Origin of the sequence: Bacteroides hominis (assembly GCF_033042785.2) — a bacterium.
In the GTDB taxonomy this organism is placed as follows: Bacteria; Bacteroidota; Bacteroidia; order Bacteroidales; family Bacteroidaceae; genus Bacteroides; species Bacteroides hominis.
The window spans coordinates 228,075-250,059 of the sequence record NZ_CP178829.1; the positions used below are offsets into that span (position 1 = coordinate 228,075).

Annotated in this window: 23 protein-coding genes; 4 read left to right on the top strand and 19 right to left on the bottom strand. The window is 45.5% G+C overall.

Going from position 1 to position 21,985, the window contains the following annotated elements; all coding sequences use genetic code 11:
* The first annotated feature begins 26 nt into the window (after window positions 1-26).
* A complete protein-coding gene (locus R3O62_RS01025; protein WP_269110378.1) occupies window positions 27-1,928 on the top strand; it encodes a thioredoxin-like domain-containing protein in 1,902 nt (633 codons plus the stop codon).
* Between the two features lie 90 nt (window positions 1,929-2,018).
* Here the strand turns inward: R3O62_RS01025 and R3O62_RS01030 are convergent, their stop codons facing one another.
* The 8 genes from R3O62_RS01030 to mnmA are packed head-to-tail and all read right to left on the bottom strand — an operon-like array spanning window position 2,019 to window position 9,721.
* A complete protein-coding gene (locus R3O62_RS01030; protein ID WP_005782459.1) occupies window positions 2,019-3,125 on the bottom strand; it encodes an Mrp/NBP35 family ATP-binding protein in 1,107 nt (368 codons plus the stop codon).
* Window positions 3,126-3,133: 8 nt separating this feature from the next.
* Window positions 3,134-3,892, bottom strand: coding sequence for a tRNA (guanosine(46)-N7)-methyltransferase TrmB (gene trmB, locus R3O62_RS01035; RefSeq protein ID WP_220654661.1), 759 nt, complete (start codon window positions 3,890-3,892; stop codon window positions 3,134-3,136).
* Window positions 3,893-3,901: 9 nt separating this feature from the next.
* Window positions 3,902-4,708, bottom strand: coding sequence for an MBL fold metallo-hydrolase (locus R3O62_RS01040; protein ID WP_220654662.1), 807 nt, complete (start codon window positions 4,706-4,708; stop codon window positions 3,902-3,904).
* Window positions 4,709-4,719: 11 nt separating this feature from the next.
* Entirely contained in the window at window positions 4,720-5,739 is a 1,020-nt protein-coding gene (locus R3O62_RS01045; protein ID WP_005782453.1) for a branched-chain amino acid aminotransferase, read from the bottom strand.
* A 45-nt stretch (window positions 5,740-5,784) separates the two neighbouring features.
* Window positions 5,785-5,997 (bottom strand): exodeoxyribonuclease VII small subunit, encoded by a 213-nt coding sequence (xseB, locus tag R3O62_RS01050; protein WP_005782452.1) that lies wholly within the window; start codon window positions 5,995-5,997, stop codon window positions 5,785-5,787.
* A gap of 8 nt (window positions 5,998-6,005) precedes the next feature.
* On the bottom strand, window positions 6,006-7,250 hold the full coding sequence (xseA, locus tag R3O62_RS01055) for an exodeoxyribonuclease VII large subunit (RefSeq protein ID WP_317473005.1): 1,245 nt from the start codon (window positions 7,248-7,250) through the stop codon (window positions 6,006-6,008).
* 3 nt (window positions 7,251-7,253) lie between these two features.
* Window positions 7,254-8,609: a S8 family peptidase gene (locus tag R3O62_RS01060; protein ID WP_005811149.1), complete on the bottom strand. Its 1,356-nt coding sequence runs from the start codon at window positions 8,607-8,609 to the stop codon at window positions 7,254-7,256.
* Window positions 8,610-8,632: 23 nt separating this feature from the next.
* Window positions 8,633-9,721 carry a tRNA 2-thiouridine(34) synthase MnmA gene (gene mnmA / locus R3O62_RS01065; protein ID WP_005782449.1) on the bottom strand — a complete coding sequence of 363 codons (1,089 nt, stop codon included), beginning with the start codon at window positions 9,719-9,721 and terminating at the stop codon, window positions 8,633-8,635.
* A gap of 1,032 nt (window positions 9,722-10,753) precedes the next feature.
* Here mnmA and R3O62_RS01070 point away from each other — a divergent pair.
* Window positions 10,754-11,614: a hypothetical protein gene (locus R3O62_RS01070; protein ID WP_317473006.1), complete on the top strand. Its 861-nt coding sequence runs from the start codon at window positions 10,754-10,756 to the stop codon at window positions 11,612-11,614.
* On the opposite strand, the gene R3O62_RS01075 is transcribed toward R3O62_RS01070, so the two are convergent.
* From R3O62_RS01075 to R3O62_RS01090, 4 genes are all read right to left on the bottom strand, one after another.
* A complete protein-coding gene (locus R3O62_RS01075; RefSeq protein WP_250746876.1) occupies window positions 11,611-12,576 on the bottom strand; it encodes a metallophosphoesterase family protein in 966 nt (321 codons plus the stop codon). The genes R3O62_RS01070 and R3O62_RS01075 overlap by 4 nt on opposite strands.
* 74 nt (window positions 12,577-12,650) lie before the next feature.
* Window positions 12,651-13,130, bottom strand: coding sequence for a 2-C-methyl-D-erythritol 2,4-cyclodiphosphate synthase (ispF, locus tag R3O62_RS01080; RefSeq protein WP_005782445.1), 480 nt, complete (start codon window positions 13,128-13,130; stop codon window positions 12,651-12,653).
* A gap of 39 nt (window positions 13,131-13,169) precedes the next feature.
* A complete protein-coding gene (locus R3O62_RS01085; protein WP_269110379.1) occupies window positions 13,170-13,784 on the bottom strand; it encodes a fumarylacetoacetate hydrolase family protein in 615 nt (204 codons plus the stop codon).
* A 3-nt stretch (window positions 13,785-13,787) separates the two neighbouring features.
* Window positions 13,788-14,450 carry a redox-sensing transcriptional repressor Rex gene (locus R3O62_RS01090; protein ID WP_005782443.1) on the bottom strand — a complete coding sequence of 221 codons (663 nt, stop codon included), beginning with the start codon at window positions 14,448-14,450 and terminating at the stop codon, window positions 13,788-13,790.
* A gap of 176 nt (window positions 14,451-14,626) precedes the next feature.
* Between R3O62_RS01090 and R3O62_RS01095 the strand changes: the two genes are divergently transcribed.
* On the top strand, window positions 14,627-14,977 hold the full coding sequence (locus R3O62_RS01095; RefSeq protein WP_005782442.1) for a translation initiation factor: 351 nt from the start codon (window positions 14,627-14,629) through the stop codon (window positions 14,975-14,977).
* Window positions 14,978-15,113: 136 nt separating this feature from the next.
* Here R3O62_RS01095 and tsf read toward each other — a convergent pair whose 3' ends face one another.
* From tsf to rplM, 4 genes are all read right to left on the bottom strand, one after another.
* On the bottom strand, window positions 15,114-16,106 hold the full coding sequence (tsf, locus tag R3O62_RS01100; protein WP_032531434.1) for a translation elongation factor Ts: 993 nt from the start codon (window positions 16,104-16,106) through the stop codon (window positions 15,114-15,116).
* Between the two features lie 122 nt (window positions 16,107-16,228).
* Window positions 16,229-17,065 carry a 30S ribosomal protein S2 gene (gene rpsB, locus R3O62_RS01105; RefSeq protein ID WP_005782438.1) on the bottom strand — a complete coding sequence of 279 codons (837 nt, stop codon included), beginning with the start codon at window positions 17,063-17,065 and terminating at the stop codon, window positions 16,229-16,231.
* Between the two features lie 117 nt (window positions 17,066-17,182).
* A complete protein-coding gene (gene rpsI / locus R3O62_RS01110; RefSeq protein ID WP_005782436.1) occupies window positions 17,183-17,569 on the bottom strand; it encodes a 30S ribosomal protein S9 in 387 nt (128 codons plus the stop codon).
* A gap of 6 nt (window positions 17,570-17,575) precedes the next feature.
* Entirely contained in the window at window positions 17,576-18,037 is a 462-nt protein-coding gene (gene rplM / locus R3O62_RS01115; protein ID WP_005811166.1) for a 50S ribosomal protein L13, read from the bottom strand.
* A gap of 18 nt (window positions 18,038-18,055) precedes the next feature.
* On the opposite strand from rplM, the gene R3O62_RS01120 reads away from it, so the two are divergent.
* Entirely contained in the window at window positions 18,056-18,292 is a 237-nt protein-coding gene (locus R3O62_RS01120; RefSeq protein ID WP_005811169.1) for a hypothetical protein, read from the top strand.
* An 82-nt stretch (window positions 18,293-18,374) separates the two neighbouring features.
* Here R3O62_RS01120 and R3O62_RS01125 read toward each other — a convergent pair whose 3' ends face one another.
* From R3O62_RS01125 to R3O62_RS01135, 3 genes are all read right to left on the bottom strand, one after another.
* Window positions 18,375-18,863, bottom strand: a complete 489-nt coding sequence (locus R3O62_RS01125) for a DUF4488 domain-containing protein (protein WP_005782431.1) — start codon at window positions 18,861-18,863, stop codon at window positions 18,375-18,377.
* 157 nt (window positions 18,864-19,020) lie between these two features.
* Window positions 19,021-20,424 carry an asparagine--tRNA ligase gene (asnS, locus tag R3O62_RS01130; protein ID WP_005782430.1) on the bottom strand — a complete coding sequence of 468 codons (1,404 nt, stop codon included), beginning with the start codon at window positions 20,422-20,424 and terminating at the stop codon, window positions 19,021-19,023.
* Between the two features lie 107 nt (window positions 20,425-20,531).
* The gene (locus R3O62_RS01135) at window positions 20,532-21,932 is read right to left on the bottom strand and encodes a pseudouridine synthase (protein ID WP_005782428.1); all 1,401 of its coding nucleotides are present in this window, start codon (window positions 21,930-21,932) and stop codon (window positions 20,532-20,534) included.
* Window positions 21,933-21,985: the final 53 nt, after the last annotated feature.

The following is a 21,985-nucleotide window of genomic DNA, read 5'->3' on the forward strand; positions in this document are numbered from 1 at the left end:
CTGAAAATCACTTTAATAAAAATAGTATGAGAAAAATCACATTTATTGCCATTCTCTTGTTGTGCATCTGCAACCTTGCAAAGGCCAAAGAAAAAGTCATAGAACAGCCGCCATTCATAGCTTGGAGCAGTACCTCGATTCAAGTAGAAAAAGTCGTCCTCAGCGACACGGCTACAGTACTTTATATCAAAGCATTCTATCAACCCAAACAATGGATCCGGATTTCCGGACAAAGTTTCCTGAAAGACAATAACGGGGAAACCTACGTTCTACGTTCGGGGATCGGTATTAAACCCGACACGGAATTCTGGATGCCCGAATCCGGTGAAGCAGAATTCCGTTTAGTTTTTCCGCCAGTACCGGCCTCAGCCACTTCTATCGATTTCTCCGAAGGGGACAATGTTCAAGGGGCATTCAAGATATGGGGCATTCAACTTAAAGGAAAAGCTCTTCCCGAACTTTTGTTACCCCAAGAAGCCATTGTGCAGAAAGTAGATATAAATAATACATTGCCCGAACCGAAATTCGAATACAAGGAAGCCACTTTCAAAGGAAAGATTCTGGATTATCGCCCGGGGCTCATCTCCAAAATAGCACCGATTGTATTTGACCCGGTAAAGGGTGCCTACGAAGGAGCGGAAGTAAAAATAAACAATGACGGCACATTTGCCACTCAAATAAAAGTACCTGCCACTACTCCGGTCGCCCTCCGTATTTTCGGTAAAATGATTTCTTCCTACGTGGTACCGGGTGAAGAGAGCAGTATCATTATCAATACCCGCGAACTATGCCGGCAACAATCCAAGTTCCATAAGGACGACAAACCTTATGGCGAAGCTGTTTACTTTGGCGGCGCATTAGCCGGGCTGTCACAGGAATCTTTTAAATGTAACCTAAATCCTTCCGTTATGGATAATTACCGTCAACTATTCCGTGACATAGCAGGAATGGACGCCCAAGCCTATAAAGACTTTATTTATGGCAAACGGGCTACTATTCTTGAATCCATACAGAAAGCCTCAATCAGTCAAGCACTCAAAACGGTATTAATCAATCAGGTAGACGCCGGTACTGCCCAGGCTATCTCTTTAACGGAAATGGCCATCAAGCAGGCTTATGCCATGGAGCATAAAATGAAAAACGAAGAAGTTAGGGAATACTTTAAAACGACTCAAATAAAACTGCCTGAAAACTATTACGCGGATGCTTTCAGACCACTTGGCTCCCTCAACACCATGGCATTACTTTACAATCCCCGGTTGACCGAACTGGTTCCGTATTACCTGCGTCATTGGAGAGATGAACTGGTTAAAGCATGGGGAACCGACAAAGGAGTTTATTTCGATATTAATAAAGCAAACGAACTCTATTCATCTATCAAAGACTTTACACCCCTGACCGCCGAACAGGAAGTCCTGCTTGCCACTCTTCCACCCGCTTGCCAAAATGAACTGCGGGAGGGCAATGAACAACTTCTGAAAACCATTGAAGCCAATAAAAAGAAAACCGGATATACTATTCATGAAGTAGGAGAAGTCAGTGATGAAAACCTGTTTACATCCATTATCTCTAAATTCCGGGGTAAAGTAATCCTGGCCGATTTCTGGGCAACCTGGTGTGGCCCGTGTCGCATGGCCAATAAAGCAATGCTGCCGCTAAAGGAAGAGTTGAAAGGAAAGGATATCGTTTACCTTTACATTACCGGCGAAACTTCACCCCTGAAAACATGGGAGAACATGATTCCGGATATCCACGGTGAGCATTTCCGTTTAACGGATGCCCAATGGAGTTTCTTAGGTGATAAATTCGACATAAGGGGCGTACCTACCTATCTCATCATCGATCGGGAAGGAAATGTCAAACACCAAAAGACAGGATTCCCGGGTGTAGCCCAAATAAAAGAGGAATTGATGAAAGTATATGATTAACCCTCCGGACAACAAACAATAAACAAAGAACGATCGGCTCCTGCCTATGGGACAAGGAACCGATCGTTCATCATTTAAAAGCGCTTATCGTTACTTATGCAACTCTACAATCTTCGTGGGAGCCATTTCCACATTCCGTTTGTCCACCTGTCGTACTACACTGGCAGCCAACGAAAGAAATGCACGGCCGGTAACCGTATTCTCATCCAAAGCAACAGGGGTACCGTTATCGCCGCCCTCGCAGATACTCTGTACAATCGGAATCTGTCCCAACAACGGAACATTCATCTCTTCAGCCAGCTTCTTGGCACCTTCTTTCCCGAAAAGATAATACTTGTTCTCCGGAAGTTCTGCCGGAGTGAACCAAGCCATATTTTCCACCAGACCAAGAATAGGAACATTCACCTTATCATTAGTGAACATGTTGATCCCTTTACGTGCATCGGCCAAAGCCACAGCCTGCGGAGTACTAACCACAACGGCACCGGTCAAGGCCAATGTCTGAACTACGGTCAGGTGAATGTCACTTGTTCCCGGTGGCAGATCGATCAGGAAATAGTCCAGATCTCCCCAGGCAGCATCTCCGATCAACTGCTTCAGCGCATTGCTCGCCATCCCCCCACGCCATAAAGTAGCTTGGTCAGGATCGACAAAGAAACCGATAGAAAGTAATTTTACACCATACTTTTCAACAGGAATAATCATATCGCGTCCGTCTATCTTTTCAGCGTACGGACGGGCATCTTCTACCTGAAACATTTTCGGCATGGAAGGACCGAAAACGTCGGCATCCAGTAAACCGACTTTATAGCCCAACTTAGCCAACGCTACAGCCAGATTGGCCGACACGGTAGATTTGCCCACCCCTCCTTTACCGGAAGAGATACCTATGATATTCTTTACCCGGGGTAACAATTTACCGACTTCGGGACGTGCAGCCTGTACTGTTTTCACACTGATATTTCCTGCTATCTCCACGTCTTTGCTCACATGGGTAAGAATAGCTGTTTCAGCAGCCTTTATCACCGACTTCATAAACGGATCGGTCGGTTTTTCAAAAATCAGGGAGAATGAAACCTTCATTCCCTCTATACGAATGTTATCCTCCACCATACCGGCCTCCACAAGATTCTTTCCGGTTCCGGGATAACGCACTGTAGCCAGTGCATCGAGTATCAATTTAGGATAGATTGTCATAGTTTGTATTATTTAGATGTCTGCAATCCGCTCCGCTTGCTACGGTTATAGCTCCGGTACGAATCGAGTTCAATTTCAATATCCGGTTCTCTCAATTCTCCTTCCTGCGGTAACAGGAATTTGATGTATTTAATGCTTAAACCACGATCGAGCCATTGTTGTTCATAATAGGTCTTGATGCCCAGAATGTCATCAACGAGATCGGAGTGATAAAGATCTTCGGTGATAAACTCCACCGGCAGTTTGTTCTCCTCAATCATATATTTGGTATAAGTGAACATAAAGTTACTGTCTGTCTTCAGATGGATAATACCCTTGGACACCAAAAACTTACGATAACGTTCCATAAAATAGGTAGAAGTCAGGCGTTTGGTCGCTTTCTTCATTTGCGGATCAGAGAAAGTCAGCCAGATCTCACTCACTTCGCCTTCCGCAAAAAAACGGTCGATGATCTCGATGTTGGTACGCAGAAAAGCAACGTTCTTCATACCTGCCTGAAGAGATTCGGTGGCTCCCGTCCACATGCGGGCTCCCTTAATGTCTACCGCAATAAAATTCTTATCAGGGAACATCCGTCCCAGTCCGACGGTATATTCGCCGCGCCCGCAACCCAACTCAAGTACAATCGGGTTATCGTTCTTAAAAAACTCTTTGTGCCATTTTCCCTTCATGTCAAAAGGCACATTGTCCACTGCCGAGTAAGGATACTCAAAAACATGCGGATAACTTGCCATATCGGCAAACTTCTCTAATTTATTTTTTCCCATTCAAAAAAGTTAAATCGTTTCTACCCAACCGGTATAGTTATAAAACACCCGGTCGTTAAATTGCTGGCGGAACAACGCATATTTGTCAATGCCCGTACAATGGCAGACTCCCAGACGTTTGGGAAGCTTCATGCCCAGAAAAGCGGAAATCACATTGAACTTTTCTATGCCTGCATTATGGATATGAAAGCCTCCCATCACCAGTTTCAGTCCCAATCCCGGAAATGCAGTCTGCACGGCACGAATAATATTGGTAATCCCCCGGTGCGAACAGGCGCTCAGCACTGAAAGGGATTTTTCACTCTTCAATATCAATGCCAGTTCATCTTCAAAGGTATCGGGACGCATCTCGCCTCCTATCTCCACGAAGAAATGCTCAAAGTGCGTGTCGTTCCTGTCTACTATCCTGACATCCGGAAACGCAAATACACCCGGTACAATCTCCGTAGTTTCGTCGATCGGCCAAAAGCGGGACTTATCCAATGCTTCGGGATGCAACATTCCGTTTTCACGTTCATTCTTGAACTTCCTGCGGAACACTTCTTGTTTACATACCACCTTTGCCCTGCTGTTCATTTTCAGGAAAGTATGCAATCCACCTGTATGGTCACGATGTCCGTGAGACAGTATTACAAATTCCACATCGGTCAGATCGACTCCCATCAAACGGGCATTCCGGATAAACAAATCCGAAGCACCGGTATCAAACAGCACCTTGTGTTCCCCCGCTTCAACAAGCAGGGAAAGCCCATGCTCTCCCTGTAATCCCTTACCGTAAACGCTGTTTTCTGCGAGGGTTGTTATTTTGTAGTTCATTTATCGAACGTTTATTCTACAATGGTCACCCATCCGTGAGTGTCGGGCTCGTCACCGTACTGGATACCGCGCAGCTTGTTGTAGAGTTTCTCACAAACAGGACCCGGCTTTCCGTCTTTCGAAATTACGTATGATTTACCATTCTCAAGGTCATCGATACGTTCGATCGGACTGATGACAGCAGCAGTACCGCAAGCTCCTGCTTCTTCGAAAGTGCTCAGTTCTTCTTCCGGTACAGGACGCCGCTCTACTTTCATGCCCATATCTTCTGCCAACTGCATCAGGCTCTTATTGGTGATGGAAGGAAGGATAGAAGTAGACTTCGGTGTGATGTATGTATTGTCTTTAATACCAAAGAAGTTGGCTGCTCCGCATTCATCAATGTATTTCTTTTCTTTGGCATCCAGGTAGAACTCACAGGAGTAGCCCAGATCGTGCGCTTTCTTGTTGGCACGCAGGCTGGCTGCATAGTTACCACCAACTTTGTAGATACCGGTTCCGTGAGGAGCGGCACGGTCGTACTCGCGGATAATGACATAAGGATTGGTAGAAAAACCACCTTTGAAATAAGGACCTACCGGTGTGACAAACACGACAAACATGTATTCATCTGCCGGATGAACCCCTACCTGGGCACTGGTTCCGATAAGCAACGGACGAATGTACAAGGACGCCCCACTCTCATAAGGCGGGATGAAGCGTTCGTTCAATTTCACTACTTTCAGAATAGCTTCCTTAAAACGTTCGGTCGGCAATTCTGCCATCATGATGCCCTGACAGGTGGATTGCAGACGTGCGGCATTCTCTTCCAGACGGAAAATACGTACCTTACCGTCTTTACCACGGAAAGCTTTCAAGCCCTCGAAAGCCTCCTGGCCATAGTGAAGACAAGTGGCAGCCATATGCAGATTCAGCACTTCGCTGCTGCTTATCTCAAGTTCGCCCCATTTGCCGTTACGGAAATTGATTCTCACATTGTAATCTGTCTTCATATAGCCGAATGACAGATTGGCCCAGTCTATCTCTTTCATATCGTTAGTTATTAGTTATTTTCGATTGAGCAACAAAAATAACCTTTATTCTTCAGATAGCCTCCTTTCTTGCAGTAATTTTTCAATTTCCCGATCCGCCTTTGTCAGCTTTCCGGCGCAGAAAGCTATTATTTCATTGGCTTCTTTTATTTTTTCACTCAGTTCGTCAATCTCCAGTTCGTTACTGTCAATCTGGCGAACGATCTTTTCCAGACGTTCCATGGCCTGTGAATAGGTTTCTTTTTTCTTTGCTGGCATATTTATCATTATAAAGGAATACTTTCTACTTTCGATTTCACTTCACCTTCGTAAAGACGGGTAATCAACTCGTTTCCCGGTCGCAGACAGGCAGCATTCTTCACCGCCTTCCCCTCTTTCAGCGTTATGCTGTATCCCCGTTTCAGTAGTTTTTGTGGTGAAGCATCCGCAATGCGGTTTTGTAAAAGTTCCAACCGATGATGCTGACGAGCCAATAAGGTCTCAGCAGCATGAGAGAGGTTGCTCTTTGCCATTTGCAACTTTATCCGCGATTCCGAAAGCTTGCGCATCACTTGTGAAGGAATGCGCGATTGTAACAGTGAAAGTCTCTTTCGCTCTTGCTCCAGACGGTGATAGATGCGGGCATGCAATTCTCCGGCCAACTCTTCAAGCCGATCCGCGGCCTCTTCCATCCGGTTGATTAACAATTCGGCCGCAGCTGTCGGAGTTTTCACCCGGGTATGTGCTACGGAATCGAGCACGGTATCGTCCCGTTCGTGCCCGATTCCGGTTATAACAGGCAGCGGAAACTGGGCACAGGCAGCGGCCAGCAGGTAGGTGTCGAATCCGGAAAGGTCGGAAGTTGCCCCTCCCCCACGAATAATGACAACTACGTCGAACTCTTCCATCCGGGCATTTACTGCATCGAGAGCGGCCAATACGGACTCTTCCACCTGATTGCCCTGCATCAGAGCGGGGAAAAGTTCCGTATTGAAGTAAAATCCACGGGAGTTGTGCTGCAATTGATGGCAGAAGTCACCATACCCCGCAGCCGTAGCCGAAGAGATGACCGCAATGCGTTGCGGCAGCAAAGGCATTTCCAGTTCTTTGTTCAGCGTCAACACTCCTTCTTCTGCAAGTTGCCTGAGTATTTCCCGGCGCCGGCGTGCCATATCCCCCAATGTATAGGTAGGATCGATGTCCTGCACAGTCAGACTGTAACCGTACAATTCATGGAAAGCAACGGTCACTTTAACCAGCACCTTAATGCCGGAAGTAAACGACTGCCCGGTGGCTTCTTCGAAATAGGGCTTCAGCAGCCGGTAGATATTGGCCCAGATCGTTCCCCTCGCTTTGGCTATCAGATTATTGCTGCGGGGATCTTTCTGGACAAACTCCAGATAGCAATGTCCCGTACTGTTTGTACGGACATCGCTCAACTCCGCCTGTACCCAGTATTCATCGGGCAGGCACTGTTCCAGGCTCCGCCGGACCAAAGCATTCAGTTCGTGAAGAGAAAGGGTGTCTTGCATACTTTATTTTTTCTTAGAAGCAGATTGATAGGCCTTCCACAGATCGGGCACTCCGTATCCATAGATGTTATCGGGGAAATCCACCCGGTCGCCGGATTGACGCACCAGTTCGATGATTTCCTTAGCAGTCAGTTGCGGACAAGCTTGCCACAGGCAAGCCACCATGCCGCACAGGATCGGTGAAGCAAACGAAGTGCCGCTCGCTTTGCGCAAATTACCGTTTGTCCCCATCACATCCGAGTTCAGTCCCACGGCAACCACATCGGGTTTCACGCGATTATCGGCTGTGTTGCCGATAGAAGAAAACGAAGCCAACACACCTCTACGGTCGATAGCACCTACCGTCAGCACATTCTCCGCATCACCCGGTGCCGTGATCTTCTTCCAGGAGGAGGCGCCCGAGTTACCGGCACTGCATACCAGTACGATTCCTTTATCTGCCATTTTCGACGCCTGGCGGGACATCAGTGCATGGTGCCCGTCCAGGTCACGATATTTATAGTTCTTGGTAGAATCATCGAACGTGAAATATCCCAGCGAAGTATTCACCACATCCACTCCCACACTATCGGCAAACTCTACGGCCGCCGCCCAATAGTCTTGCTCTACCAGGTGTTCGGACGCTTCATCTTCACTGCGAAGCAGCCAGTAGGAAGCTTCGGGAGCCGTACCCACCATCACGTAAGGTTCGTTCATTGCCATGCAAGACAAAACGGCCATCCCATGCGAGCCTTTGGCATAGATATCGCTTCCCGGTTCGACAAAGTCCTTTGTACCCAGGATACGGATATTCTTCATCGCATCAATCTTGTCTACGTTATGGTATCCGGCATCGATCACGGCGATGGTCATGCCTTGCCCCTTGAATCCGGCTTCATGCAGTTTCTCGCCATTGCTGGTCTCTATTTGCCGGAAAGCGGGACCATAATAGGCTTCGCTCCTGGCCGGACTGTTCACCAGAGAGTCGCGTTTATCTTCCGCAGCAGGTTTCGACGGGGCAACCCACACCTTCTCCGTGGCGCGCACAAAAGGCAGCGCAGCTATTTCGCTTATCACAGTACTGTCGTTGCAAGATACGGTGACGAAATTATCCCATTTTCCGGTGACTACGATTTTCACTCCCTTGTCGCGGATGGCATCCACATACTGACGGCATACCGGCAAATCAGTCGAATCGATGGGCAGCTGTTGACGTTGGCGGCGGGCAATCGCCTTTTCTGACAGAAACTTCTCGGGATGCTTCAGTGAGTAGGTTGTGGCAGCCTTATCTTTCAGGCTGATGCGATACTTCAACGTATCCTGTTGTGCCGATGCCTCCAAGGCTACGAAGGCTAAGGCAATAAGTGCTAATTTTTTCATTTCGTATTTTTATTTTTCCGTATTTATTCCCAGTTTTTGTTTTGTTCTATCACCAATCCGATGCCGCGTTGCGAAGCGATAAATGCTCCACCTATCACTCGCCGTCCGTCATAGAACACGGCCGACTGTCCCGGAGCAATCGCCGAGGCTTCTGCGAGAAAACGAACCAAAAGGCGTCCGTCTTCAAGCCTTTTCACCCGGCAAGGAATCGGACGGCTACGGTAACGGATACGTACTGCGAGTTCCGGGCACGAAAACAGTTCGTCCTCATCCACAATATTATCTTGTTCCGCCACCATATATCCGGCTTTCAACTGTTCGGCATCCCCCAGCATGACAGTGTTCTTCTGCGGATTAATTTTCAAGACATAAGCCGGTTTGCCCAGTGCGATCTCGAGTCCTTTACGCTGGCCGATGGTATAATAAGGAAAACCCCTATGTTGCCCCAGCTTCACGCCTTCGGAACTGACAAACCATCCCGGGCCGATCTCCGCATCAAGTTCCGGGCACTGTTCACGAAGAAAGTCCCGATAATCACCTTTAATGAAGCAGACTTCCATGCTTTCCCCCTCTTTCGACTTGGCTTCGTAACCTTTCTCACGCAGATAGTCGCGCACAGTCTGCTTGGTGTAGTTGCCCAAAGGAAAGATACAGCGTCGCAGGACGTCCTGCCCCAATCGCCAGAGGAAATAGGACTGGTCTTTCTTTTCATCATCACCGGCAACAATATAGATGTACCCGTTCCGTTCTTCCAACCGGGAGTAATGTCCGGTGGCTATCCAATCGCAGCCCAGTTTGTCAGCCCATTCTATCAACATGCGGAACTTAAATAACGGATTGCACATCACGCAAGGGTTCGGCGTACGTCCCTGCCGGTACTCGTCTATAAAGTTTTTGACAATAGTATCTTTAAAAGGAACACGTTCGTCGGCCACATAATGTTCTATCCCCATACGTACCGCCAACTCTCTGGCGTCCTGCGGCTCATCGCCCCAGACACGCATGGTGACACCTACTATCTCGTATCCCTGCTCTTGCAGCATCAGGCAAGTGGCGGTACTGTCTATTCCCCCGCTCATGCCGACAAGAACACGTTTATTGGATTCTTTCATATTCATTCTCTTTTTACGAAGAATGCAAATGTACGAGATTCCCGGCAGAATACAATCAATTGGACAAGTTAGTATACAAACTTTAAAACTAAAGGATGTATAATCGATGCGATTACCATGAGGATGTGTCGAAACTTCTTTCACCACGGAGTAACACAGAGTGTCACAGAGTCTTTTTATTGATGATCAACAACCTAAAATCGTCTCTGTGTTACTCTGTGTAACTCTGTGGTGAGTTTTGACACAGTCCCCTTTTGTCTGTTTGTCAAATTGATAACAGAACCTCTCCACGTTTCAGTTTTTCGAAGCTCCGGCAAGGTTCATGGAGAAAAACGGCTTATTTCCGGTTAGGAGATTATCCTTTTGGCAGGGAATCAGGAAAGAGACAAGCCGTGAGACAGAAAAAGAAACAAAACCGGAACATAGGGACAGTGCAACAAGAGAGAGAGGTTCTTTTTATTACTTCAGCAAGCTCTCTTTTCCACTGACAACCAGAGGAAATTCAAACACTTCGGAGGCCAGATTCCGGCACAATAGGAGTTATTAGGAAAAACATATAGAGATATTTGGAAAACATATAAGCATTTTCGGAAAATGTAACCGTCTTTTGGAAGAAATGCTTCCTTCTTTTCCGGAAAACCAACCGTCTTTTACTCCCAAACCCCAGCTCTAATCTTTCAAAACCCCGGCTTTCCGTCATCAAAAGCACCGTTCTTCCGCCCCGTCCCCTCCAGTTTGCAGTTCCGGAAGGAAAGGGCTGTTAGCAAAAACTATATTATCATTACTTTTTGCACACAAAACAGGCTGAGATATATCAAAATCACAATTTCATTTAATCAGCGCAGACAATGGTTCTCTTCTCCGTCATTTCCAACTGTCACTGCCGGGAAGCTCCAAAATGTTATTACATTATCTTCACTCTTTCCGCAATAATAAAAGAGATACAAGAAATACGAAGAATAAAAAAAACAGCTAAAACCATTTGCTTTCTTCAAAAAGAATCTGTATATTTGAGTAATAAGAAACTCAGATATGGCAAACCCAAAACTACCGGGAATACCCGAAGCTGAACAAGCTCTGTTGTATGCCAAACTGAATGAATACAACCGGGGCCGCATGTCCTACAAAGAGGCAGGAGCCTACTTTGTGGTTCTGCCGAGACCGGGACATCCCACCTATTCGGTTTGGGTTTACTCTCCCTCACTTGAAAAGAACAGACTTCTGTTTATCCACGAGCTTTCCGCCGACATCAACGAATCATTACGGATGGCAAGTACGCTGTTTTTCTTCTCCAGACGCTGTCTGCTGATCGTGGAATACAATGAAAAAAGAATGCAAAACAATGGAGACGACATTATATCGTTCGGCAGATATCACGGACATTATTTACACGAAATCCTGAAAATCGATCCGGCTTACCTGAGTTGGATAGCCTACAAATACACTCCTAAAATCCCGAAACAGGAGCGTTTTGTTGCAATCGCACAAGTATACCACTCGGTGCATCTGGACATCATGCAACGAAAAGCACGCCAAAAGCGCGAAACCAGCCGCCTTCTGGGTAACGAAGGGGAAAAATTAGAGAGTCTGAATCTCAAAGTAGTGAAGGTACGGCTTGAAGATGATCCATATAAAACAAGAGTCTTGGGAAGCGTCGTTCAGTTCTTTGTACGGCAGATAGTGACACTGACCGACCCATCGGGAAATCTGGTGATCATGAAGATTTCCTCAAAGACACCCAGTCCTGTATCTTGTCAGCTCCCGGCCCTGGAACATGAGTTCCGTCCGGGTGAAATAGTCCACATCGCCTCGGCAAGGGTAGCGCGCACTTACGAAAGTTACGGCTCAAAGTATACACGTTTGAGCCATGTGAAGTTTCGTCAGGTAAGTTAACGCTTTGTCCAGTCGTCTTTTACATAACTGGACGGATAGGAAGTAGAGTCTACTATCCCGCCTTTCTGACGAATCCAGGTATCAAACGTACGGCTACCTTCGTTCAACACAATAATGCGCGCACCATTAGGCAAATGATTGTACTCTGTATTACCACCGGTAAAACGACCGTAGCCCAAAAGGATGTTCTTCCACATCACAGCATAATCGTTATCGTGATCATGTCCTACGAAAACACCCATCACATCGCCCGCCTCTTTCATGGCAGCAAACATACCGGTATTCAATTTCGGTGCGCAGGCTTTCTCCATACGGGTACCACGAAGAATGGCATTTTCATTGGCAGCAGCTTCATTATACTCCGGAAGGGGAATATGGAAAAAGGCCAGTGCCGGATAAGGTTTACCACCGTTCTGCGCTGTATAAGCGGCGCTTTGATCACGATACCACGAGATCTGACCGAAAGTCAGCCATGCATATCCGTCTACATCCTTGAGTGAAGAGTAAGAATGTGAGTCCATACAATAGAGCAATGCGGCATCCTTTACGGCATCGGCAGAGGATTTCACTGTCAGTACATAGTCGGGCGAAGGAGAAGCGCCACGATCGGGCAACAAATTGCCGGGTACACCACGAATCAGGTCATAGAGTTCGGCACGGGTCTTTCCCTGTTCATTATCATGGTTGCCAAAAGTAACAACGAACGGAAGCTTACGGCGTTCCACTTGTTCAAGTACCTGGAGCATACCTTTATCGGCAGGAGAAGAATAAACAACATCACCGGTGAAAATTACGAGATCGGGATGTTCGGCATCCAACACTTCCCCTATACGCTCAAGGGCTATATCTGAGGCCGGGTTGCCATACTTAAAATGTACATCGGTAAACTGGACGATTTTAAATTTACCGTCTTTATTGAATCGTAAGACGGAACTTTGGGCAACACCATCATTTATTGCCATGAAAGAAAACAAAACGGCCAATAAGGTCCCAAGAATCTTTTTCATACTATATTACGTTTAGGAGTTGAATTTAATCACACGCGATTGATCAGCACGGTTGCATAAGCGGAGATGCCTTCTTCCCGCCCGGTAAAACCGAGCTTCTCGGTAGTAGTGGCTTTAATCGAGATATCATCCGCATCAATGCCCATCACTTCGGCAAGCACCTGCTGCATAGAAGGGATATGGGCTTTTAGTTTAGGACGCTCCGCACAGATCGTTGCGTCGATATTACCTATTTGGTACCCCTTGGTGGCGATCAGTTCCACTGTTTTCTTCAATAAAATCTTGCTGTCTATATTCTTATACTCACCGGCATTGTCGGGGAAGTGATAGCCGATATCGCGCATATTGGCAGCACCCAGCAAGGCATCGCAAATAGCATGTACCAGTACATCGGCATCCGAGTGTCCTAACAACCCTTTTTCATGTTCCAAAAGAATGCCCCCCAACCAAAGTTCACGCCCTTCTACCAGTTGGTGGACGTCGAAACCAAAACCTACTTTTATTTTCATAAGAGTTATTTTTATAGATGAATAAAGGAATTCCCGGATTTACCGGATATAGAAATCGAGCAACTTCTCTGCTTCAAGATACCCCTCCAAGTGCTGGCCGACACTGACCGGACCCACTCCCACAGGAGTCCCGGTAAAGAGCAAATCGCCGATTTTCAGGGTCACAAAACGACTGACATAAGCAATAATATCATCTATCTTAAACAGCATATCAGCCGTATACCCCTGCTGCACGGTGTTTCCGTCTATATCCAGATGAAAACGGAGATTCTGCACATCGGCAAAGCGTTCTACCGGTACAAATGTACCAATCGCAGCGGAACTATCAAAACCTTTGCACAACTCCCAAGGATTGCCGGCTGCACGGAACTGACGCTGCAAATCCCTCGCAGTGAAGTCGATACCGACCGTTAGTGCATCGTAGTAACGATGAGCGAAGCGCGGAGCAATATTCTTCCCCAAGCGGTTGATACGTACCACCAGCTCGGTTTCATAATGCACTTCATTTGAGAAATCGGGAATAAAGAAAGGCTTTCCGTCTTTGAGGATAGCCGAATCGGGTTTCATGAAGATTACCGGCTCTTTATTCTCCAACGTATGTCCCAGCTCTTCGTTGTGCCGGGCATAATTCATTCCAACAGCTATAATCTTCATGATCTATTCTGTTTCATTAAAGTTCAAACGGTTAAACATGACAGCAAGATGGGCATAAAGTGACGTATTCTGCACCACAATATCTTCCGGGACGCGAATACGGAAGGGAGTAAAATTCCAGACGGCTTTAATACCACCGGCTACCATCGTATCCGTAATGCATTGGGCAATCTCGATGGGCACAGTCAGCACACCGATGTGTACACCATACTCTTTCATCTTCTCCTGAAAATCATCGGAATGGAAAATCGGAATGCCATTAAGCGTAGTACCTACCAATGTCGGGTTCACATCAAAAGCTGCCACAATCTCCAGACCGAAATGGCTAAGACCGGAGTCACGTAGCAACGCTCCTCCCAGACTACCCACACCGAAAAGGAAAGCCTTGTGCATATTCGTAAAGCCAAGAAAATCTTCCAGAACAGCAATCAGCGCATCTACCTCATAACCCACACGAGTACGGCCGGAAATATTAACATACGACAAATCTTTCGCAATCTGTGAAGCATCGATGTTTATTTCTTTAGATATCTGAGTGGAAGAGACATAGCGTTCGCCTTTCTGCTTCAGCAACTTTACATTCGAAAGATACCAAGGCAACCTACGTAAAGTAGGCTCCGGAACCTTTGTACTGTCTTTATGCTGTATCTGATTATTCATAGTCACTTCATTCTGCTTTTACATTAGCGATTGACAAAATTACACTATTTTTTCCGAAATGCCATAAGGATGTCATAGAAGCTTAACATAATTTCTACATACAAAAACGCCCGGGGACACTTAAGAGTTTGCAAGGTTCGGAACAATATATTATTTTTGAGCTTAATTAATAGACTGGAAAAATGAAGAACAGCGATTGGAAAGACCGGCTGAACGTGGTTTACTCCACTAACCCGGATTATAATTACGAAATGGATGATGACGAAGAGCAAGTAACCCTGGAACCGCCACAACAGAACTTACGGGTACAGTTGGACCGGAAGAACCGGGGCGGTAAAGTCGTAACCCTGATTACCGGCTTTGTCGGCACCGAGAACGATCTGAAAGATTTGGGAAAACTCCTCAAGACGAAATGCGGAGTAGGCGGATCGGCCAAAGACGGAGAGATGATCATACAGGGAGACTTCAAACAAAAAATAGTAGAACTACTGAAGAAAGAAGGGTATACGAAAACAAAAGCAGTAGGAGGATAAATCCATTCACTTTATGCACAAAAGCACTGTCCCGGATTCTGTATAAACAGAGAACCGCAACATTATGGACAGCCACAAAAAAACGGCCGCTACAGAGTTTCTGTGCGGCCGTTTCTATATACTTGATTCCTTAAGATTATTCAGCTCTCAAAGTGAAACGTTTGAAGTCAACGACCTTCAATTCAGGATCAGCTTCTTTCAACACTTCTCTTACTGTCTTCTTGGCATCCATGATATCTTCCTGGTTCAGCAAGCAAACTTCCTTTAAGAACTTGCCCAAACGTCCTTTAGCAATGTTCTGAATCATTTGTTCAGGCATATTTGCAGCCTTTTCAGCAGAAACAGTAGCAATGATTTCTTTTGCCTTCGCAACATCTTCGGCTGTAATCCAGCCTTTAGCCATATTGCTTTCCATGTGGTCTTCGCTGTCCACATGAGTCGGATTGATATTAGCTTTCTTCAAAGCAGCTTCTACAGCCTTCTGTACCTGTTCAACTTTTGTCTTCTCAATGGCAACTTCGATTTCCTTCTGCTTCACTTCTTCAGAAACACCATCCTCGTCAACTGCAATCGGATTCATAGCGGCAACCTGCATAGCCACTTGCTTAGCCAGCTGTTCGTCAACATTCTTATTGAAAGCAACCATAGTGCAAAGGCCGTTTCTGTTCATATGGTTGTAAGCAGAAATTGTAGCACCTTCCAAAACCATGTAGCCATCCAGTTCCATCTTTTCACCGGTAATACCGCTTCTGTCTGTTACAGCCTGAGCAACAGTAGCGTCACCCATCGGAAGAGCCAAAACTTCTTCCAGAGTTTTGCACTTGTTAGCTACAGCAGCGTCCAGAATATCCTGAGTAAGTTTCACGAAATCAGCATTCTGAGCAACGAAGTCGGTTTCGCACTTCAAAGCGATGATAGCACCAAAGCCATTTTCAACTTTTACCAGAACACAACCTTCAGAAGCTTCACGGTCAGAACGTTTTGCAGCAACTGCCTGTCCTTTTTCGCGAATAATCTTCATTGCTTTGTCGAAATCGCCCTCAGCTTCAGTCAACGCGTTCTTGCAGTCCATCATACCAGCACCGGTCATTTTACGGAGCTTGGTTATATCAGCCATTGTTACAGCCATAATATCTTTTATATTTTAAAATGAATAATCGTTTGAATAAACAAAATGTGCCAATCTGCCAATCAAAATGCCAACACCCTTACAGGTGCACCGGCACATTAGCAAATTGGCACATTATTATATTAAGCCTCTTCGTCTTCCTTCAGGAAAGCAGCAGCTTTAGCTGCATTAATTGCTTCTTCGTCAGATTTATCGAGTCTTGCCTTAGCTGATTTCTTCTTGCCTTTGTTAGCAGGAGCTTCACCGGCAGCTTCCATATCGATCTTCTCAGCTTTTCTTTCTTCCAGACCTTCGATCATTGCAGCGCAGCAAGCATCGAGAATAACTTCTACTGATTTAGTAGCGTCATCATTTGCCGGAATAACGAAGTCGATGTTTGTAGGATCTGAGTTAGTATCAACGATACCAAATACAGGGATACCCAAACGGTTAGCTTCGCGAACAGCGATATTTTCTTTCATTACGTCGATAACGAACAGCGCAGACGGCAGACGAGTCAGATCAGCGATAGAACCCAAAGTCTTGTCCAACTTAGCACGCTGACGAGAAATCTGAAGAACTTCTCTCTTAGACAAGTTTGAGTAAGTACCATCAGCTGTCAGCTTGTCGATTGTAGTCATCTTCTTCACTGCCTTACGGATAGTAGGGAAGTTAGTCAACATACCACCCGGCCAACGTTCGATAACATAAGGCATGTTTACAGATGCAGCTTTTTCAGCAACCACCTGTTTAGCTTGTTTTTTAGTAGCAACAAAAAGGACTTTCTTGCCTGATTTTGCAATCTGTTTCAAAGCTTCTGCAGCTTCGTCAACTTTTGCAACAGTTTTGTGGAGGTCAATGATATGAATACCATTGCGTTCCATGAAAATATAAGGAGCCATTGCAGGGTTCCACTTTCTTTTAAGGTGTCCGAAGTGGCAACCGGCTTCCAGTAATGTATCAAAATTTGTTCTTGACATCTTGTTTTTTCTTTAAATCGTTTACTTTCTTTTTTGTTTTTTCTAAACCAACCGCCGGGTAGCCTGTTTAAGAGTCCCGGTAGTTTAGATACTAAACATATTCCGTCAGACAGCCCATTAACGCTTGCTGAACTGGAATCTTCTACGAGCTTTCGGCTGACCCGGTTTCTTACGTTCAACAGAACGCGGATCACGTGTCATGAAGCCTTCCGAACGAAGAGCTGACTTATCTTCAGCGTTGATCTTAACCAGTGCACGGGCAATAGCTAAACGCAAAGCCTGAGACTGACCAGTGAAACCACCACCACACAGATTAACCTTAATGTCATACTTCTCAGCAACACCAAGTTTGTTCAATGGTTGTTTAACAACATACTGAAGAATAGTTGATGGAAAGTACTCTGCAAGGTCTCTCTTGTTAATAGTAATCTTTCCTGTACCTTCGCTTACGAATACGCGTGCAATCGCACGTTTACGTCTGCCTAATGCATTTACTACTTCCATTATATCTTATTTAAGTGAGTTTATATCAATTGCTTTCGGGTTCTGAGCGTCGTGCTTGTGTTCGCTACCAGCGTATACATACATATTGCTCAGCAACTTAGCTCCCAATCTGTTTTTAGGAAGCATGCCCTTCACTACTTTTCTCAGTAATCTGTCTTCACCGTTAGGTTTGGCAATCAAACGAGCAGGAGTCATTTCTCTCTGACCACCGGGATAGCCGGTGTAAGACAAATAAACTCTGTCATTCCATTTATTACCACTTAATTTTACTTTGTCTGCATTGATGACAATAACGTTATCACCGCAGTCTACATGAGGAGTAAAGTTTGGTTTATACTTTCCTCTCAACAGTTTCGCAACTTTTGCTCCCAGACGACCTAATGTTTGGTCTGTAGCATCAACGATAACCCATTCTTTGGTTACAGTTGCCTTGTTTGCAGAAATGGTCTTGTAACTTAAAGTATCCACTCTTAATTTGTTTTTTAAATGTTACTACTAAAAATTTTCTTCACCACTTATCAACCTTCCCCGGACAAAGGAAGATTAACTTGCTATGAATTAATCTCTTATCCTTTTGAGATAATAATCGGCTTGCAAAAGTACGGCTTTTCTTTGAATTGGCAAACTATTTCTGCCTTTTTTTGGATTTATCCGATTGATAACGAGCACCAAGCTATCGACTATGAACAGCAGCCGGCAGACAAAAAAAGAGACTGCAAGTAACAATTCACCACTCAATCAACGCCACAAGGCATAATCGGCAGCTTGCTACCTGCAGTCCGTAAATCCGTTGTTATAATCTGAATTATCTTACAATATCATCCGGGAATTTATCAGGCATCTCAATGCGTTTCCAGGTTTCATTATACCAGCAGTTCAATTCATTGCCATTCAGGTCCTTCTCTATAAAGTATTTAAGATGCAAGATTTTATCATCGATAAGTTCAAAAGTAAGAACGTTATCCTGATTATCGAGCATCGGCAAATGAATATTCTTTTCAATACTTTCAGCATAAGTATGGTCTGACAACTGTTCATAGTTGCCATAGCCGGTTATAATAGCATCCGATCCCGGACGAATCGTAAAGTTCACAATTCTTCCATCATCACTCAGCACTTTGAAAGTGTTACTCGGTTTAAGCACTCCCGGAGCATCCGGACTCTCTGAAACATAATGGCACAATTGCCAGATTCCTTTCAGATTAGCAGGTTTAAAGTTACCTTTTTGTGCCATCACATTCGTTACCGCAAACAGCATTGCCGCCAGCATGGTAAAAAAATAAAGTTTTTTCATATCTGTACGATTTTAGTTAACACTTTAATTCGTCTGTCTGTCACAAATATAAAGATTTCTTTTATAAAATAAGCAATCTTAAGACATAAAAAAACTCGCATAATCAAAAGAATATGCGAGTTTCTTATCATTTGTATGAATATTCAGGTATGATTCATCAAAAATCGGCATTACGCGGAGTACGCGGGAATGGAATTACATCACGGATATTAGACATCCCGGTTACAAAGAGCAATAAGCGCTCAAATCCCAGTCCGAATCCGGAGTGCGGACAAGTACCGAACTTACGGGTATCCAGATACCACCACATATCCTTCATCGGAATATGCATCTCTTCGATACGTGTCATCAACTTATTGTAATCCGACTCACGCTCCGAACCACCGATAATCTCCCCGATCTTCGGGAAAAGCACATCCATGGCGCGTACAGTTTTGCCGTCTTCATTCTGTTTCATATAGAATGCCTTTATTTCCTTTGGATAGTCGGTCAAGATCACCGGACGTTTAAAGTGGTCTTCCACCAGATAACGTTCATGTTCAGAAGCCAGGTCAACTCCCCAATAAACCGGGAACTCAAACTTATGTCCTTTGGCAACAGCTTCTTCCAGGATCTTGATACCTTCCGTATATGGCAAACGCACAAAGTCTTCTTTCAGTACACCTTCCAGACGTTCTATCAGCCCCTTGTCGAACATGTCGTTCAGGAACTTCACATCGTCGGCACAGTTATCCAAAGCCCACTTCACACAATATTTAATGAACTCTTCAGCTAAATCCATATTCTCCTGAATTTCATTGAAAGCCACTTCCGGTTCGATCATCCAGAACTCGGCCAAATGGCGCGGAGTGTTAGAATTTTCCGCACGGAAAGTAGGACCGAACGTATAGATAGCTCCGAGAGCAGTGGCAGCCAATTCGCCTTCAAGCTGACCAGAAACAGTCAAACTAGCCTGTTTGCCAAAGAAGTCGTCATCGTATATGATAGAGCCGTTTTCATCTTTTTTCAGGTCATACAAGTTCATGGTAGTCACTTGGAACATCTGTCCTGCACCTTCACAGTCAGATCCCGTAATGATGGGGGTATGAAAATAGAAGAATCCCTTTTCATGAAAGAATTTATGGATGGCAATAGCCATATTATGACGAATACGGAATACTGCTCCAAAAGTATTGGTACGTGGACGCAAATGGGCAATCTCACGCAAGAACTCCATTGAGTGACCTTTCTTCTGTAGCGGATATGTATTGTCACAAGCACCCAGCACTTCAATCTCACGAGCTTGCACTTCAGCCTTCTGACCGGAACCTACCGACTCCGTCAATACACCGTTCACGCTCAGACAAGCGCCGGTAGTGATTTGCTTCAGCATCTCTTCATTAAAGTTTGCCAGATCGACTACGACCTGCACATTATTTATTGTAGAACCGTCATTCAGTGCGATAAAGTTAACTTGTTTGCTACCTCTGCGGGTGCGAACCCATCCTTTCACATTGACCATAGCGCCAAAATCTTCACGCTTTATCAGGTCGACAATTTTTGTTCTACTAATCTTTTCCATAAAACTATTTTATATACATTATTATATATAGTAGTCAGAAGCCAGTAGCTGGAGAACAACAAACACCAGACTATCGGCTTCCGACTACCATCTTTTAAATTCCTTTATTATTCAAAAGATCCCATCCGGAGGAAGTTTACTTCCTGTTCCGTAAGGTAACGCCACTCACCGCGACGCAATCCTTTCTTAGTCAGTCCGGCAAAGAATACACGGTCGAGTTTCACCACCTTGTAGCCTAATGATTCAAATATACGGCGTACAATACGGTTCTTTCCCGAGTGGATCTCGATACCCACCTGATCGCGTTTCACTTCATCGGAATAGCTGATAGCATCTGCATGAATCTCGCCGTCTTCCAACTGGATACCGGCTGCAATCTGATCCATATCCGCCTTTGTCAGGTTCTTGTCCAGATATACATGATAAATCTTCTTCTTCAGGTATTTCGGATGTGTCAACTTCGATGCCAAATCACCGTCATTGGTCAGCAGCAATACACCTGTTGTGTTACGGTCCAGACGTCCTACCGGGTAAATACGTTCAGCACAAGCTCCTTTCACCAGATCCATAACAGTCAGACGAGCCTGAGGATCATCCGAAGTAGTCACACAATCTTTCGGTTTATTCAGCAACACATACACTTTGCGTTCAATACTGACTGTTTCGTCATGGAACTTCACCACATCGGCACGCTTGATCTTTGTACCCAATTCTGTAACGACTTCGCCATTAACAGAAACCACACCTGCTGTGATAAACTCATCTGCTTCACGACGAGAGCAAACTCCCGCATTGGCCAGAAACTTATTCAGACGAATCGGCTCATTCGGATCAACAAACTGTTCTTTGTATTCAATCTGTTTCTTCTTACTGTATTTAGCATTCGGATCGTAATCTCCCGTACGGCGCACCGGACGTGAGAACCCTTGCGATCTGTTATCGTTATTGAATCTCGGACGATAAGGACGGTCGCCACCTTCACGATTGTATGAAGGACGTTGCGGACGGTCTCCATAAGAACGCTGCGGACGGTCGCCACCTTCGCTGTTAAAGCGCGGACGATAAGGACGGTCGCCACCTTCACGGTTGTATGAAGGACGTTGCGGACGGTCGCCATAAGAACGCTGCGGACGGTCACCACCTTCGCTGTTAAAGCGCGGGCGATAAGGACGGTCGCCACCTTCACGGTTGTATGAAGGACGTTGCGGACGGTCGCCATAAGAACGCTGCGGACGATCACCACCTTCGCTGTTAAAGCGCGGGCGGTAAGGACGGTCGCCACCTTCACGGTTGTATGAAGGACGTTGAGGGCGGTCGCCATAAGAACGCTGCGGACGATCTTCACTATTACTATTAAATCTCGGACGATAAGGACGGTCGCCACCTTCACGATTGTATGAAGGACGATTGTATCCACCTTCTCTGTTATAACTTCTGTTACCATCACGGCCGGCGTCTGTATTCTCGCTCTTGGAGTCTTCGCGCCATTCTTCGTTTTCTGTGCTCATTTTCTTATTCGAATAAAAATTAAACTTTTGGCCTCACGGCCTGATTTCAAACA